13 protein-coding genes are annotated in these 14,071 nt (G+C 50.4%); 5 read left to right on the top strand and 8 right to left on the bottom strand.

Annotation, left to right across the window (positions count from 1 at the left end; translation table 11 throughout):
- Window positions 1-13: 13 nt before the first annotated feature.
- Window positions 14-715, bottom strand: a complete 702-nt coding sequence (gene hutC / locus KGF88_RS12525; RefSeq protein WP_153826262.1) for a histidine utilization repressor — start codon at window positions 713-715, stop codon at window positions 14-16.
- A gap of 97 nt (window positions 716-812) precedes the next feature.
- On the opposite strand from hutC, the gene hutI reads away from it, so the two are divergent.
- Window positions 813-2,018, top strand: a complete 1,206-nt coding sequence (gene hutI, locus KGF88_RS12520) for an imidazolonepropionase (protein WP_153826317.1) — start codon at window positions 813-815, stop codon at window positions 2,016-2,018.
- Here the strand turns inward: hutI and KGF88_RS12515 are convergent.
- The 7 genes from KGF88_RS12515 to priA form a co-directional block, all read right to left on the bottom strand.
- The gene (locus KGF88_RS12515; RefSeq protein ID WP_153826263.1) at window positions 1,957-3,033 is read right to left on the bottom strand and encodes a formimidoylglutamase; all 1,077 of its coding nucleotides are present in this window, start codon (window positions 3,031-3,033) and stop codon (window positions 1,957-1,959) included. The two genes, hutI and KGF88_RS12515, sit on opposite strands and share 62 nt — an antisense overlap.
- Before the next feature lie 3 nt (window positions 3,034-3,036).
- Window positions 3,037-3,522, bottom strand: a complete 486-nt coding sequence (gene rraA / locus KGF88_RS12510; RefSeq protein WP_110076973.1) for a ribonuclease E activity regulator RraA — start codon at window positions 3,520-3,522, stop codon at window positions 3,037-3,039.
- A 133-nt stretch (window positions 3,523-3,655) separates the two neighbouring features.
- Complete coding sequence (gene hslU, locus KGF88_RS12505) at window positions 3,656-4,993, bottom strand: HslU--HslV peptidase ATPase subunit (protein ID WP_110076972.1); 1,338 nt, start codon at window positions 4,991-4,993, stop codon at window positions 3,656-3,658.
- Window positions 4,986-5,522 carry an ATP-dependent protease subunit HslV gene (hslV, locus tag KGF88_RS12500; protein ID WP_110076971.1) on the bottom strand — a complete coding sequence of 179 codons (537 nt, stop codon included), beginning with the start codon at window positions 5,520-5,522 and terminating at the stop codon, window positions 4,986-4,988. Before hslV ends, hslU begins: the two co-directional genes overlap by 8 nt.
- A gap of 64 nt (window positions 5,523-5,586) precedes the next feature.
- Entirely contained in the window at window positions 5,587-6,150 is a 564-nt protein-coding gene (locus KGF88_RS12495) for an SPOR domain-containing protein (protein ID WP_153826264.1), read from the bottom strand.
- Window positions 6,151-6,152: 2 nt separating this feature from the next.
- Complete coding sequence (argS, locus tag KGF88_RS12490; RefSeq protein ID WP_153826265.1) at window positions 6,153-7,895, bottom strand: arginine--tRNA ligase; 1,743 nt, start codon at window positions 7,893-7,895, stop codon at window positions 6,153-6,155.
- A gap of 81 nt (window positions 7,896-7,976) precedes the next feature.
- Complete coding sequence (gene priA / locus KGF88_RS12485; protein ID WP_153826266.1) at window positions 7,977-10,148, bottom strand: primosomal protein N'; 2,172 nt, start codon at window positions 10,146-10,148, stop codon at window positions 7,977-7,979.
- Window positions 10,149-10,341: 193 nt separating this feature from the next.
- On the opposite strand from priA, the gene rpmE reads away from it, so the two are divergent.
- From rpmE to argB, 4 genes are all read left to right on the top strand, one after another.
- Entirely contained in the window at window positions 10,342-10,557 is a 216-nt protein-coding gene (rpmE, locus tag KGF88_RS12480; protein ID WP_110076968.1) for a 50S ribosomal protein L31, read from the top strand.
- A 369-nt stretch (window positions 10,558-10,926) separates the two neighbouring features.
- Window positions 10,927-12,171 (top strand): malic enzyme-like NAD(P)-binding protein, encoded by a 1,245-nt coding sequence (locus KGF88_RS12475; protein WP_110076426.1) that lies wholly within the window; start codon window positions 10,927-10,929, stop codon window positions 12,169-12,171.
- An 87-nt stretch (window positions 12,172-12,258) separates the two neighbouring features.
- Entirely contained in the window at window positions 12,259-13,278 is a 1,020-nt protein-coding gene (gene argC, locus KGF88_RS12470; RefSeq protein WP_153826267.1) for an N-acetyl-gamma-glutamyl-phosphate reductase, read from the top strand.
- Entirely contained in the window at window positions 13,275-14,042 is a 768-nt protein-coding gene (gene argB / locus KGF88_RS12465; protein WP_153826268.1) for an acetylglutamate kinase, read from the top strand. The genes argC and argB overlap by 4 nt, the downstream gene beginning before the upstream one ends.
- Window positions 14,043-14,071: the final 29 nt, after the last annotated feature.

Genomic DNA, 14,071 nt, shown 5'->3' with positions numbered 1-14,071 from the left:
GCTCCTTTGCTTACTAAGATTTAAAGGTTAAATGGCCGCCTAGCACAAAACGCGAACCTGGATGGGTTAGCACGGCATAAGTAACAATACCGGCATGACTCCAGGTACGGCGAATAATCCGTAGGCACGGCTCTGGCTTGCTTAAGCGCAACCATTCACACAATTGTGCACTAGGGCTAACCGCTTCAATTTGGTGGCTAGCTTCGGTTAGCGGTGATTCCGCACTCAAATATTCATGCGGGGTGAGCTTGGTAAAATCTTGTTTGAGGTAGTGCGTGGCCATGGAAGGGTTCACGTAACGCTCTTCTACCTGCACCGGCACCCCGTCTTCTAGATGAGTGATGACCGAGAAAAAGACTTTGCTGGCTACCGGTACTTGCAGAAACTCCGCGACTTGCGGGCTAGCCGGTTGAGCTTTAAGTGTGTGCACAATAGCTTGATGCTGGTGGCCGCGATTGGCAATTTCATCGGCAATATTGCGTATAGCCATAAAGGATGTTTGCGACTTTAGCGGCGCCACATAGGTACCAGAGCCTTTGTTGCGCAACACCAAGCCCTCATCCGCCAGTTCTTGCAGGGCACGCCGCGCGGTCATGCGACTCACGTTAAATTGCTGTGCTAAGGCATTTTCTGAGCTTACCGGATGATTTTCAGGCCACTCTCCAGAGGCTATTTTTTGATACAGATGTTGTTTAATAACCGAGAACTTTGCCATGCCTCTACACTTTAAGATTTATTAAATTGTGCTAGAGTGTAGGCAAGCTTAATTGTATATACAAGTAGCAAAGGGAAAATTCATGTCAGCTTCCACCCTGCAAGCCATCCACAATGTCCGTTTAGCCACCATGCAAGGCGATGGCTACGGTCTTATTGAACAAGGCCTGATTGTGTTTAACGCTAGCGGAATTCAGTATGCTGGTGAGCATCTCAGTCATGCCGAAGGAGGCCCTGACCTAAGCCAAGTAGAATTGCTTGACGGTGGCGGCGGCTTGGTTACCCCCGGCCTGATTGACTGCCATACTCATTTAGTTTGGGCAGGCTCGCGCGCTAATGAGTTTGCCCAGCGTTTGCATGGCGCTAGCTACGCTGATATCGCTGCTCAAGGCGGCGGTATTGCAGCTACCGTTGCCGCCACTCGAGCGGCAAGCCTTGAGCAAATAATCGCGCTGAGCCAACCACGCTTAGAGGCGTTGATGCGTGAAGGCGTTACTACCATCGAGATCAAGTCTGGCTATGGCCTCAGCTATGAGCATGAGCGGAAACAGCTATTAGCCGCTAGAGCCTTAGCCGATAACAATCCAGTGTCGGTGGTGACCACTTTGCTCGCGGCCCATGCCTTACCACCTGAATATCAACAGCAGCCTGATGCATACATCGACCTCATTGTAGAGCAGATTCTACCGCAAATAGCAGCCGAGGGATTAGCCGACGCAGTGGATGCTTTTTGTGAGAAGGTGGGCTTTACCACGGTTCAAACTGAGCGCGTGTTTGCTGCAGCCAAAGCGCTAAATCTGCCGGTTAAATTACATGCAGAGCAACTCAGTAACCAAGCAGGGAGCCAATTAGCCGCGCGTTATCAGGCGTTATCTTGTGACCACCTCGAATATCTCGACGAGGCTGGCGTCGCGGCCATGGCGGCGAGTAATACCGTTGCGGTGTTGTTACCCGGAGCTTATTACTTTTTGCGGGAACAACAATTACCGCCATTAGCATTGTTGCGTGAGTACCAGGTACCTATTGCCTTAGCAACGGATGCCAACCCAGGCACTTCGCCTATTTTTAGTTTGTTATTGATGTTGCAGATGGGCGCGACATTGTTTCGGCTAACCCCAGAAGAGTGTTTACGTGGAGTAACGGTGGCGGCCGCACAAGCACTGGGGCTTCACGACCGCGGTCAATTAAAAGTTGGAATGCGGGCTGATCTATGCTGGTGGGACTGTGCCGACCCAGCCACACTTAGCTATCAGTTTGGCCTGCAGCAGTTGCGTGGTTGCTGGCATCAAGGTCAACGCCGATAAAAGCCAGCATTAATTCGCTGAGTAGTTGCCCGCACACCATGTCTCCCACAGCCTGTCCGGCGGGGTGTAAGCTGGGTGCGGCTTCCGCTAAATGCAGGTATGCGGCATGGGGTAACTGCGCCAATTGTGCGACAAACTGACAGGCCTGCGCCGCACTCACGCCTAAATAATTAATCGCACTTGCAGGCGCACCTTGAATCGCATCAATATCCACTTCTATGCCTAACGGCAGTTGCCCCTGCGCTTGCTGCGCTAGTTGCGCTGACCACAAAGGTTGCCAGCCCTGTTGGTAAATGGCTTGAATACTGCTGTAGCTAAACCCAGCAGCAGTTAATGCTTGCAGGCTGGCGGCATTGTTCTTAGCTAGGTGTAGCCCCATCACATGGTAGTGTTGTAACACCCCAGCCGCATGTGCATAAGAAAAACCATTACCGCTATGGCGCCCTTCTAAAGCACGAAAATCAGCATGGGGATCTAAATTGATGGCGGCAACAGGGCTAGCTTTGGCAGTGGCTAATGATTGTAATAACGGATAGGCATTATTGTGTCCGCCACCGATTAAAATCACCCGAAAACCTTGGCTAAAGAGCGGCGTCAACACAGCGCTTAGGCGACTATCAAGCTCGGCACACAGCTGCCTTAATTGGGCCAATTGTGACGGCTCCGTTACCTCAAGCTGGTTCGCTTGTTGCTGTAAATCATCACAAGCTAAAGCGCCTAGCATCAGTATCTGATCCGTTACTAGGTGGGCGTTAGCTTGTAAATTGAGCCAGCTTTTTAAGGCGGCATGAAAGCCATGTTCAGCACCCCCTCGGCCTAAGTTGGCACGCGGGCCAATACCTTCAGGCACGCCAATAATCGCGATTCTTTGGCCTTGCTGCCAAGCATGGGCGAGGGCCTTGTTATAAGCAGGGATATCAGCAACAGGTGGTAACCAAGTGAGCGCTTGGCCCAAGCGAGTTTCACCGCTACGAGGGGTAAACCAAGTAGCGGTGGGTAGGGCTTCAAACAACATAGGTTATTCGATATCGAGAGGTTCTGGAGAAATAATCACGCCGGTACTATCAGCATAAAGATGGTCTTCAGGTAAGAAGGTTACCCCACCAAAGTTCACTGCTGCGTCCACTTCACCAACGCCTTCACTGATGGCTCCAACCGGAATAGAAGCGACTGCCATAATGCCCATATCAAGCTCGTCTAGAGCTTCAACATCGCGCACTGCGCCATAGCAAACAATACCTTCCCAGTCGTTATCAAAGGCTAATTCAGCGATAGCAATATCAATCAATGCACGTCGATTAGAACCGCCGCCATCAATTAAAAGTACTTTGCCAGTGCCTTGCTGCTGTACGACTTCTTCAATCACGCCTTTATCTTCAAAGCACTTGATGGTGACTAACTGACCACCAAAACTGATGCGCCCGCCATAATGAATAAACATGGGCTCGACCACATCAATCATGTCCGGATATAAATCGCAAAGTTCTGAAGTATTGTATTCCATGGCCATTCCCCTACTCTCTGTGCTGGCAACCTACCTGCGGGCTTGCAGGTAGGCACCGATGCGTTAACTTTGCACAGTATAGCGGGTAAACGGCCTAGGCAAAAGCAAGGCTTTACTGCGTTAGCTCAAGCGCTTACAGAATAAAGCGACTTAAGTCTTCGTCTTGTGCTAATTGGCCCACATGTTGCTCGACATAGGCAGCATCAATTTCAATTCTCTGCCCATGTAAGTCACTGGCTTTAAAAGATATTTCTTCCATCAAACGCTCCAGCACTGTGTGCAAACGACGCGCCCCAATATTTTCCGTGGTTTCGTTCACATGAAACGCTGTTTCAGCAATCCGCGCAATCCCATCTGCGGTAAATTCAATATCTACCCCTTCGGTTGCCATCAAAGCCTTGTACTGGGTAGTTAAAGAGGCATTCGGCTCGGTCAGAATGCGCACAAAGTCACCGCTGGTTAGCGCATTAAGCTCAACTCGAATAGGTAACCGACCTTGCAGCTCAGGAATCAGATCTGATGGCTTAGACATCTGAAAGGCACCTGAAGCAATGAACAAGATATGGTCGGTTTTTACCATGCCGTGCTTGGTTGATACTGTGGTGCCTTCTACGAGTGGAAGCAAATCGCGTTGTACGCCTTCGCGACTTACATCTGGGCCCGAGACATCACCGCGCTTACAGATCTTGTCCACTTCGTCTAAGAACACAATGCCATTTTGCTCAACCGACTGCAGCGCCTGCTCCTTGATTTCTTCAGGGTTTAGCATTTTCGCCGCTTCTTCTTCAATCAGGTGCTTGAAGGCGTCTTTGATCTTCAGCTTCTTCGGTTTTGCTTTGCCGCTACCTAGGTTTTGGAACATGCTCTGCAATTGCGAGGTCATTTCTTCCATTCCTGGTGGCGCCATAATTTCTACGCCCATTTGCGGCGCGCTTAACTCAATCTCAATTTCTTTATCATCAAGCTGACCTTCGCGCAGTTTTTTGCGGAATACTTGGCGAGTATTACTGCTATCACGCTCTGGCTCGGCTTCGTCAGCCCAACCGGTCTTTTTAGCGGGTGGCAATAGCGCGTCGAGAATACGTTCTTCAGCGGCTTCTTCAGCTCGGAAACGTACTTTTTGCATCATCTGTTCACGCGTTTGCTTCACTGCTGTATCAGTAAGATCGCGAATGATAGACTCCACTTCTTTACCAACATAGCCAACTTCAGTGAATTTAGTGGCTTCTACTTTGATAAAAGGAGCATTGGCTAACTTAGCTAACCGCCGTGCGATTTCAGTTTTGCCCACCCCGGTTGGCCCTATCATCAAAATATTCTTTGGGGTCACTTCAGGACGCAATTCATCACTTAACTGCATCCGTCGCCATCTGTTACGTAGCGCTACTGCGACTGCTTTTTTGGCATTGTCTTGGCCAATAATATGACGGTTAAGTTCGTCAACAATTTCACGTGGGGTCATATCAGACATTGGCTACCGACTCCTGCTCTTCGATGGTTTGGAAACTATTAGTAAAGACACAGATATCACCTGCGATAGTGAGCGCTTTCTCAACAATCTCCCGCGCGCTTAAATCGGTGTTTTCAAGTAGTGCTGTGGCTGCTGACTGGGCAAACGGCCCGCCTGAACCAATCGCAATGAGATCATGCTCGGGTTGCACTACATCACCATTACCAGTGATGATCAGTGACGTATGCTTGTCAGCCACGGCCAACAGCGCCTCGAGTCGGCGTAGAGCACGGTCGGTACGCCAATCTTTGGCAAGCTCAACAGCAGCGCGCATGAGGTTGCCCTGATGCACCTCAAGTTTCTTTTCAAACCGTTCAAATAGGGTGAAAGCATCCGCAGTACCGCCAGCAAACCCAGCCAATACTTGACCGTTGTATAGCCGTCTTACTTTGCGTGCATTGCCTTTCATTACGGTGTTGCCAAGTGAAACTTGGCCATCGCCACCGATGACAACTTTGTCACCGCGGCGGACAGATACGATAGTAGTCACAATTCGTCCTCTTGGTTGCTATGAACCAGTTATGAGGACGAATTTGTGAAATTCAATAGGTAGGTTATTCCCAATTCCAAATCATGCAATTGTGAATGCGGGCACGTTCTAGCTTGTGGCGCTCGGCTTCGGCTTCGCGTTTTGTTGCGTAAGGCCCTAGAATCACTCGATGCCAGGTGCCAGTTTGACCTTCGGTAGTACGGACTTGCGACTCTAAGCCGGCCATCGCAATTTGCGCACGCAAGCGCTCTGCATCGGCCAATTGCCGAAACGAACCGCATTGCATCACTTTCGGTGGGCCCACCTCACGTTCTGGCACATCCACAATCACTTCTTGGTTTTCTAGCTCGTCAATATACTCCCAGCGCTCTTGCGGTAACTCTGGCAGTTCATTGATGGATTGTGGCACCGTCGCTGGCACAGGCTCGGGCTGTGACTGACTGACCGCTGGTTGCTGATGGCGTTTACCAGCGATAGTAACCAAACCCCACACGAACAAGCCAACCAGTACCAGAGCTAACACCACTATGCGCCAAGGCACAGCGCGTTGAGCTGAGGCCTTTTTGGCGGCTGGCTTTTTCTTTACCGGTGGCCGTTTGGGTGGACGCTTACGATTGGCGTAATCCATGCTTACATCTTCTCAAGTGTATGAATACCCAATAACTGCAACCCTTGGCGTAACGTTTTGGCAGTTAAAGCGGCTAACTTCAAGCGACTTTGACGCAGCGCTTGGTCGTCTTGCTGTAAAATCGGACAGGCTTCATAGAAACTTGAGAATTTACCCGCCAACTCAAACAGATAGCCACATAAGAAGTGTGGCATGGCTTTATCTGCAACTTGCTGCACCACTTCGTTAAAACGAACTAATAAGTTGGCTAACTCCAGTTCACGCTCATCATTTAAGACAAACTCGCCACTCACTTCTGCCGGATTGATCTGGGCCTTGTTAAAAATACTGACCACCCGCGTGTAAGCATACAGCAGATAAGGCGCAGTATTGCCTTCAAAGCTAAGCATGGTGTCCCAATCAAAAATGTAATCGCTGGTGCGATTCTTTGATAAGTCCGCGTATTTCACTGAGCTGATACCGACCACTTTAGCTACGTGCTCTTGCTCGGCGGCAGTTAAATCTGAATTTTTCTGCTGCACCAGTTCTAGCGCGCGTTTTTCTGCCTCATCAAGCAAATCTGCTAACTTGGTGACACCACCGTCACGACTCTTATACGGGCGCCCATCTTTACCCATCACGGTACCAAATCCGTAGTGGTCCATTTGCAAATCAGCCCGGGCAAAGCCGGCTTTTTTCGCTAGGGTAAAGATCTGCTGAAAGTGTAAGCCTTGGCGTTGGTCAACAAAGTACATCAAATGGTCGCCATGCAACACATTCTGGCGGTAGCGTACTGCTGCCAAATCGGTGGTTGCATACAAGTAGCCGCCACCCGATTTTTGTACGATAACCGGTAGCGCTTCACCATCTTTGTTCTTAAATTCGTCTAGGAAGACACATTGTGCACCTTGGTCTTCTACTAACAGACCTTGTGCTTTTAAATCTTCAATGACTTGCGGCAGATCATCATTGTAAGCACTCTCCGCCATCACATCAGCTCGTGTAAGGGCCACGCCTAAACGGTCGTAAACTTCTTGGCAGTGGCTTAACGACACATCGATAAACTGTTGCCATAACTGACGGCAGCGCGCCTCACCCGATTGCAGCGCAACCACCAGCTCGCGCGCGCGGTTAGCAAATTCAGGGCTGTCATCAAAACGTTTCTTGGCCGCCTTATAAAAGGTCTCTAGATTACTAAGCTGCATGTCTAACTCAGCATCACCTAGTTCTTCCATGTGCGCTAATAGCATCCCGAACTGGGTACCCCAGTCGCCCACATGATTCTGTCGTACCACCTTGTGGCCCAGCAATTCTTGTACCCGCGCCACAGCGTCACCGATAATCGCTGAACGCAAATGGCCAACGTGCATTTCTTTGGCGAGGTTAGGCGATGAGTAATCAATCACGATGGTTTTTGCCGCCGGGGCCGCTTGAATCCCCGTAGTTGCGCTGGCTAAAGCGTGCTCCAATTGATCAATCAGCTGCTGTTGGCTCAGGGTGAAATTGATAAATCCTGGCCCTGCGATATCCGCTTGAGCTAACCAATCAACCTTAGGTAAGGCTGCTATCAACGCCTCGGCTAGGGCGCGCGGGTTCATTCCCGCCGGCTTGGCCAAGGTCAGAGCTAAGTTGGTGGCAAAATCGCCATGGCTTTTATCGCGGGGGCGGTCGAGCAGAATGCGTGGTTGCACATCGGCTGGTAGCACGCCCTGTTGCTGTAAATCAGCAATCGCGGTGGCAAGAATTTGTTCCAACTGTTCTTTCATTGATATGGCCTTAAAAACAAAGAGTGAAAAGCAAAAAATATCTTGCCGCATTTTACGCTGTTGGGGGCAGAAAAAAAACCGCTAGGTGAAGTCTTGTGGGTCGACATCTAACGACCAGCGCACTTTGCGCAGTTCGGCGCGCTGCTCTAATTGAGGCAAAACATGACGCAGCACTTGCGCACGAAGCCCACGCTGTTGAAATTGCAGCAATAATTGAAACCGGTGGCGACCTGCTCGGCGTTCCAGTAACGCTGGTAATGGCCCTAACACACTGATGTCAGCAATCTCGTTAAAGTAGCTGGCAATAAATTCCAGTGCCGCGACGGCTGCAGTCGCATGCTGAGCTTCTGCCCGAAACAATGCTTGATAGGAAAATGGCGGCAACTGGGTAAGCTGACGCTCATGCAGCGCCGTCCGCGCAAAATGCCCGTAGCCATTATTGACCAAGTCTTGCACGAGCTCGTGCTCCGGATGATGGGTTTGCAGCACCACTAAGCCTTGTTTACTAGCCCGCCCGGCCCGACCTGCTACCTGGGTATAGAGTTGGCCTAGGCGTTCGGCTGCACGATAATCGGCACTGTATAAAGCGGCATCAACATCTAGCAAAGCAACCAAGGTTACTTCAGGAAAATGATGTCCTTTGGCTAGCATTTGGGTGCCCACTAAAATCTGATACTTATTAGCGCGCGCATCCTCTAAGTACTTTGCTAAACTGCCCTTATGGCGAGTACTGTCACGATCAATGCGCAGTACTGGATACGCTGGGAACAACTCAGTGAGCGTTTGTTCCAATTGTTCGGTGCCAACGCCGCGGCCCACTAATTGTGTTGAACCACAGTCATGGCATTGCTGCGGTAAGCGTTGCGTGGCCCCGCAATGATGGCAGTGCAGCTGCTTATCCCCTTGATGGACAGTGTAATAGGCGTCACAGCGGCGACATTGCGCCAGCCAACCGCATTCATGACAAAGCAGTGCCGGTGCATAACCGCGCCGATTCAAAAACATTAAGACCTGTTGTCCTGCAGCTAGTTGTTGCTCAATAAGGCTAATCAAAGGCTTGGATAAACCAGCTTTAAGTGGCTGATTCTTCATGTCGATGACGACGTGCTTGGCCGGTTTAGCCAAGCCAGCTCGCTCGGTTAGTTGTAAATAGCCGTAACGCCCCTGTAAGGCATTATTGAGAGTTTCGAACGAGGGAGTCGCTGAACCTAGAATCACCGGCACCTGCTCTAATTGAGCGCGCACCACGGCAAGGTCGCGGGCATGATAACGAAAGCCATCTTGCTGCTTTAGCGAGTTATCATGCTCTTCATCCACGAGGATCATACCTAGGTTGGCGCAGGGCGTGAAAATAGCTGACCGGGTACCAATGATGATGGCAGCACTACCCGCGCGCGCATCTAACCAAGCATCCAAACGCTCACGGTCAGTCAGCGCTGAATGCAACATCACCACAGGGACGTCAAAACGTTGTTGAAAACGCCGTAAGGTTTGTGGTGTTAGGCCAATCTCAGGCACCAGCATCAGCACTTGTTTACCCTCTCGCAACACTTGCGCCATCGCTTGCAGGTACACTTCGGTTTTACCACTGCCGGTAATACCTTCAAGCAGATAGGGGCGTGGCTGCGTTGCTGCAGCAATAGCCGCCACCGCAAGGGCTTGCTCTGGGTTTAACTGTAATGGCTCGGCAGCGATCTTAAAGCCCCACTGGGTATCGGCTGCAGGCACATGGGTTACAGCCTCAACCCAACCTTTGCTTTGTAGGGCTTTGAGGGCACTCGCTGAAAACTCTTCGATGCGAATATCCCGTGCTAACAATGCACGCTGCTGCAGGGTAGCCAACAATCGTTGCTGCTGTGGAGCGCGCTGCAATGGTGCTAACTCTTGTGCGGCTCCAGCGTTAGTCACTTGGTAGAGGGTGGTTGCTTGATAAGAGGCACCTTCACCTTGGCGCAGTAAAGCAGGCAAGGCATGTTGCAATACATCGCCGAGTGGATGCTGATAGTAATCAGCGGCAAAGGTCAGCATCTGCCACAGGTGCTCAGGCCACAAGGATTGCTCGTCAAGCACCTCGAGCACGGCTTTGCGCTGGTAGGGCTGCGGCTGCTCTGCGGCACCAATACAAATTCCGACCATCACGCGCTTACCAAACGGCACCCGTACCCGCGCCCCTCGCGCTGGCAAGGTGCTACAGTCATAGTCGAATAGGCGCAGCAAGGGTACCGGCAGCGCAACTTGAATTACCTGAGTCATAGTTCCAGTTTACCTGAGCGCAGGCCTCGGGTTAAAGCTTTATCGGCTACTTTACTAAGCGCCAAACATCCGTTACAATTCGCGCCCTAATTTTGAGCGATTGGATAATAATCCATCGTATTGTGTATTGATGAATTTGCATGGTGCTCGGCAGCAGATCGGGTGGCGATGCAGCCTAACTGAGGTAACCCCCATGAAAGAAGGTATTCACCCTAATTACAGCGCAATGAAAGTAACTTGTGCATGTGGCCACTCGTTCACCACCAACTCAACCAAAGGCGGCGAGTTGCACTTAGACGTATGTTCAGAGTGTCACCCGTTCTACACTGGTAAGCAACGTATCATGGATACCGGTGGTCGTATTGAGAAGTTCAACAAGCGTTTCAGCGTGTTGGGCGGCAAGAAGTAAGCTGTTTTCAAGCTCTTCTAGCGAGATTTGCAGAAAAGGCGCCGAAAGGCGCCTTTTTTGTTTGAAACACAGGCTTTAGCCATTGTTTTATAAGGATATTGATATGGTGCTAATTTAAGCACCTGCATTTTCTACCTGTTGTATCATCCCGCTGTTTGCCTCGTCACGAATAGTTTAATCTCACCTTATATCGACCCAGCCATCGCTGCTCTTGGTTATTCAATATCGCCCGCTCAACCGCCTAACTGAACTTGTTATGAGGTATGACATGTTGAAAAAATCATTGCATCTAACCCGTCAATTATTCATCATCGTTATATTCTTTATAATCCCTGTTAAATTGGCGATAGCCCAAGGTGCATAACAACCATGACCGACTTTCGTAAACAGGCTTTGGATTATCATGCGTATCCAACGCCAGGTAAAATCAGTATTGAACTCACAAAACCAGCCGCAACCAGTAAAGATTTAGCGCTAGCCTATAGTCCCGGCGTTGCAGAACCTGTGCGTGCTATCGCTGAAAACCCTGATGATGTTTACAAATACACAGCTAAAGGCAACATGGTCGCTGTTATCTCAAATGGTACCGCTATTCTCGGATTAGGTAACTTGGGGCCGATGGCATCTAAGCCCGTAATGGAAGGTAAGGCTCTATTATTCAAGCGTTTTGCTGGGTTAGACTCGATTGATATTGAAGTCACCCACCGTACCACCCAAGACTTTATCAATACCGTTGCCAATATTGCTGACAGTTTTGGTGGGGTAAACCTCGAAGATATCAAGGCTCCAGAATGCTTTGAAATCGAACAAGCCTTAATTGAACGTTGTGATGTGCCAATTTTCCATGATGATCAGCATGGCACCGCTATCGTAACCGCAGCAGGTTTGCTCAATGCGTTAGAAATTCAGGGCAAAGAATTACGTAAAGCACAAATCGTGTGTCTAGGTGCTGGCGCCGCTGCTATTGCCTGTATGGAGTTGCTGATCAAATGCGGCGCGCAACGTGAGCATATCTATATGCTCGATTCAAAAGGCGTGATTCATACGCGCCGTGAAGATTTAAACGAGTACAAAGCCCTGTTCGCCAACAACACCGATAAACGTACGTTAGCTGAAGTGATTACCGAGGCCGACGTCTTTGTTGGGGTATCGGGTCCGAATCTGTTACCGCCCGATGCGTTAAAATTGATGGCCGCTAAGCCTATTGTCTTTGCTTGTTCTAATCCAGATCCTGAAATCAAACCTGAGTTAGCTGTTGCTGTGCGTGATGATCTGATCATGGCAACTGGGCGTTCAGATTATCCAAACCAAGTGAATAACGTACTCTGTTTTCCGTTCATTTTTAGGGGCGCTTTAGATGTGCGTGCGCGAGCTATCAATGACGAGATGAAGCTAGCCGCTGTCGAAGCCATTCGCCAATTAGCCAAAGAGCCTGTGCCAACTGCGGTTCTTGAAGCTGCAGGGGTTGATAAACTTGAGTTTGGGCCAGATTACATCATCCCCAAACCGCTCGACCCGCGGTTACGCACACGGGTTTCTAAAGCCGTTGCAGAAGCCGCCATAGCGTCAGGCGCTGCACGGATTAAACTACCGAAAAATTACATGCAGGAATAATTCAACAAGCAATATATTTATGCTTGTTTAATGAATTTTTATTCACTATACTTACGCCATTGTTAACTGCGTAACGTATGATTGTGGATGAACCAGAGTAAATTAATTCCTTGTGCTGTATTTGGGGCCAGCGGCTATAGCGGTGTTGAACTGGTATGGCTGCTGCATAATCACCCGCAATTTAACGTTGCCTACGGGTTTACCTCTAGCGCACGTCCCGCAGAACCTATCGCTGCTTTGTATCCGCAACTAGCCGGACGCTGTGACCTGATTCTGCAACCTTGGCATCCCAACTTGTTAGGCGCTGTCGCCCAGCAAGTTCGGGTTGCTTTTTTAGCGCTCCCTCATCAAGCCAGTGCCGAACTTGCGCCGTTGTTAATCAGGGCAGGCATGACTGTGTTTGATTTATCTGGCGCTTTTCGGTTACAAGATGCTAAGCAGCATCAAGCGGCCTATGGCTTTAAACAGCCGCACTTAGCGCAGCCAGTTCCTTATGGCTTAGCCGAATGGGTTGACTTACAAGGTGACGAGCCGCTTATCGCCGTGCCTGGCTGCTATCCTACCGCGGCAGCAACTGCACTGATGCCAGTGCGGGCCATGCTCAAGCCAGATAGTGCTCCTATTGTAAATGCTGTTAGTGGCGTTTCAGGTGCAGGACGCGCAGCTCAAGCTCATACCAGCTTCTGTGAAGTTAGCTTGCAAGCCTATGCTATTGGTACTCACCGCCACCAAGCTGAAATGGCCCAAACGTTGGGCTGCGAGCTTCTATTCGTGCCGCATTTAGGCTCGTTCAAACGGGGTATTCTAGCGACTGTGTACGCCCAGTTAGCCGCCGGCGTAAGCGCACATCAAGTGCAGCAAGCCTTCCATCAGGCCTATGCCGACCAGCCTCTAGTACGAATTTGCCAAACCCCACCCAAGCTGGCTCAAGTAGTCGGCACGCCTTATGTGGATGTGCACGTTACTGTGATAGGTAGCCAACTGGTGGTGTCCGTTGCTCTGGATAACTTACAAAAAGGAGCCGCTGCACAAGCTGTACAATTAGCTAATCAATACATTGGCTTACCCACTGAGTGTGGCTTACTGCATGCTGGAGCTGTGATATGAGCGTGCCACTCGTGATCAAATTAGGCGGCCGCGTGGTCACTGATAACGACTGCTTGCAGCAATTGTTCAGCACAGTTACACGGCTTGCGGCACTGCGGCCGTTGGTGCTGGTTCACGGCGGCGGCGACCAAGTACAAAGCTTATTACAACAGCTTGGCCAGAGCAGCCACAAAGTAGATGGGCAACGGATCACGCCTGTCGCCCACATGCCGATTGTGGCGGGAGTCTTAGCCGGTGATATCAATACCCAATTGTGCGCAGTAGCGCAGCAACATCAATTGCTTGCGGTAGGTTTAACCCTAGCCGCTGGCGGCACCGTACAGTGCAGCCAAGACACCAGCCGGGGCGCGGTTGGAATTCCTAGCCCGGGCTCAGCGCAACTGCTAGAAAGTCTGATTGAACAAAATTATTTACCCATTGTGAGCTCCATTGGGGTGAGTGCAGCGGGCGAGCGGCTAAACGTGAATGCCGACCTTGCTGCTGCAGCGATTGCCCAAGTGCTACATGCGGATCTTATTTTACTGACCGACGTGCCTGGCATTCTTGATCAGCACGGTCAACTCATCGATACCATTCACGCCGACCAAGCTCCTGACCTGATTGCCAGTGGTGTCATCAAAGACGGGATGGTGGTGAAACTACAAGCAGCATTGCAAGCTGCACACGCCTCGCGACGAAGCATCGCGGTGGCCGGCTGGCAAGATGCCAACGCGCTCACCCGTTTGGCTAAGGGTGAAGCCGCCGGAACCCGCGTTAGATATTAAGCCGACGCTATCCATCTGATTACTTACTG

The sequence above is a fragment of the Idiomarina loihiensis genome, assembly GCF_024584785.1.
Classification (GTDB): Bacteria; Pseudomonadota; Gammaproteobacteria; order Enterobacterales; family Alteromonadaceae; genus Pseudidiomarina; species Pseudidiomarina fusca.
The sequence above is the reverse complement of the archived record's forward strand: the minus strand, read 5'-3'. Positions and strand labels throughout refer to the sequence as shown.

Bases quoted from the DNA above. Each gene is read 5' to 3' on its own strand.
- KGF88_RS12515 (WP_153826263.1), bottom strand. From the start codon at position 3,033: ATGTTGTTTGAAGCCCTACCCACCGCTACTTGGTTTACCCCTCGTAGC.
- hutC (WP_153826262.1), bottom strand. From the start codon at position 715: ATGGCAAAGTTCTCGGTTATTAAACAACATCTGTATCAAAAAATAGCC.
- priA (WP_153826266.1), bottom strand. From the start codon at position 10,148: ATGACTCAGGTAATTCAAGTTGCGCTGCCGGTACCCTTGCTGCGCCTA.
- argB (WP_153826268.1), top strand. From the start codon at position 13,275: ATGAGCGTGCCACTCGTGATCAAATTAGGCGGCCGCGTGGTCACTGAT.
- rraA (WP_110076973.1), bottom strand. From the start codon at position 3,522: ATGGAATACAATACTTCAGAACTTTGCGATTTATATCCGGACATGATT.
- rpmE (WP_110076968.1), top strand. From the start codon at position 10,342: ATGAAAGAAGGTATTCACCCTAATTACAGCGCAATGAAAGTAACTTGT.
- argC (WP_153826267.1), top strand. From the start codon at position 12,259: ATGAACCAGAGTAAATTAATTCCTTGTGCTGTATTTGGGGCCAGCGGC.
- KGF88_RS12495 (WP_153826264.1), bottom strand. From the start codon at position 6,150: ATGGATTACGCCAATCGTAAGCGTCCACCCAAACGGCCACCGGTAAAG.
- argS (WP_153826265.1), bottom strand. From the start codon at position 7,895: ATGAAAGAACAGTTGGAACAAATTCTTGCCACCGCGATTGCTGATTTA.
- hslU (WP_110076972.1), bottom strand. From the start codon at position 4,993: ATGTCTGATATGACCCCACGTGAAATTGTTGACGAACTTAACCGTCAT.
- KGF88_RS12475 (WP_110076426.1), top strand. From the start codon at position 10,927: ATGACCGACTTTCGTAAACAGGCTTTGGATTATCATGCGTATCCAACG.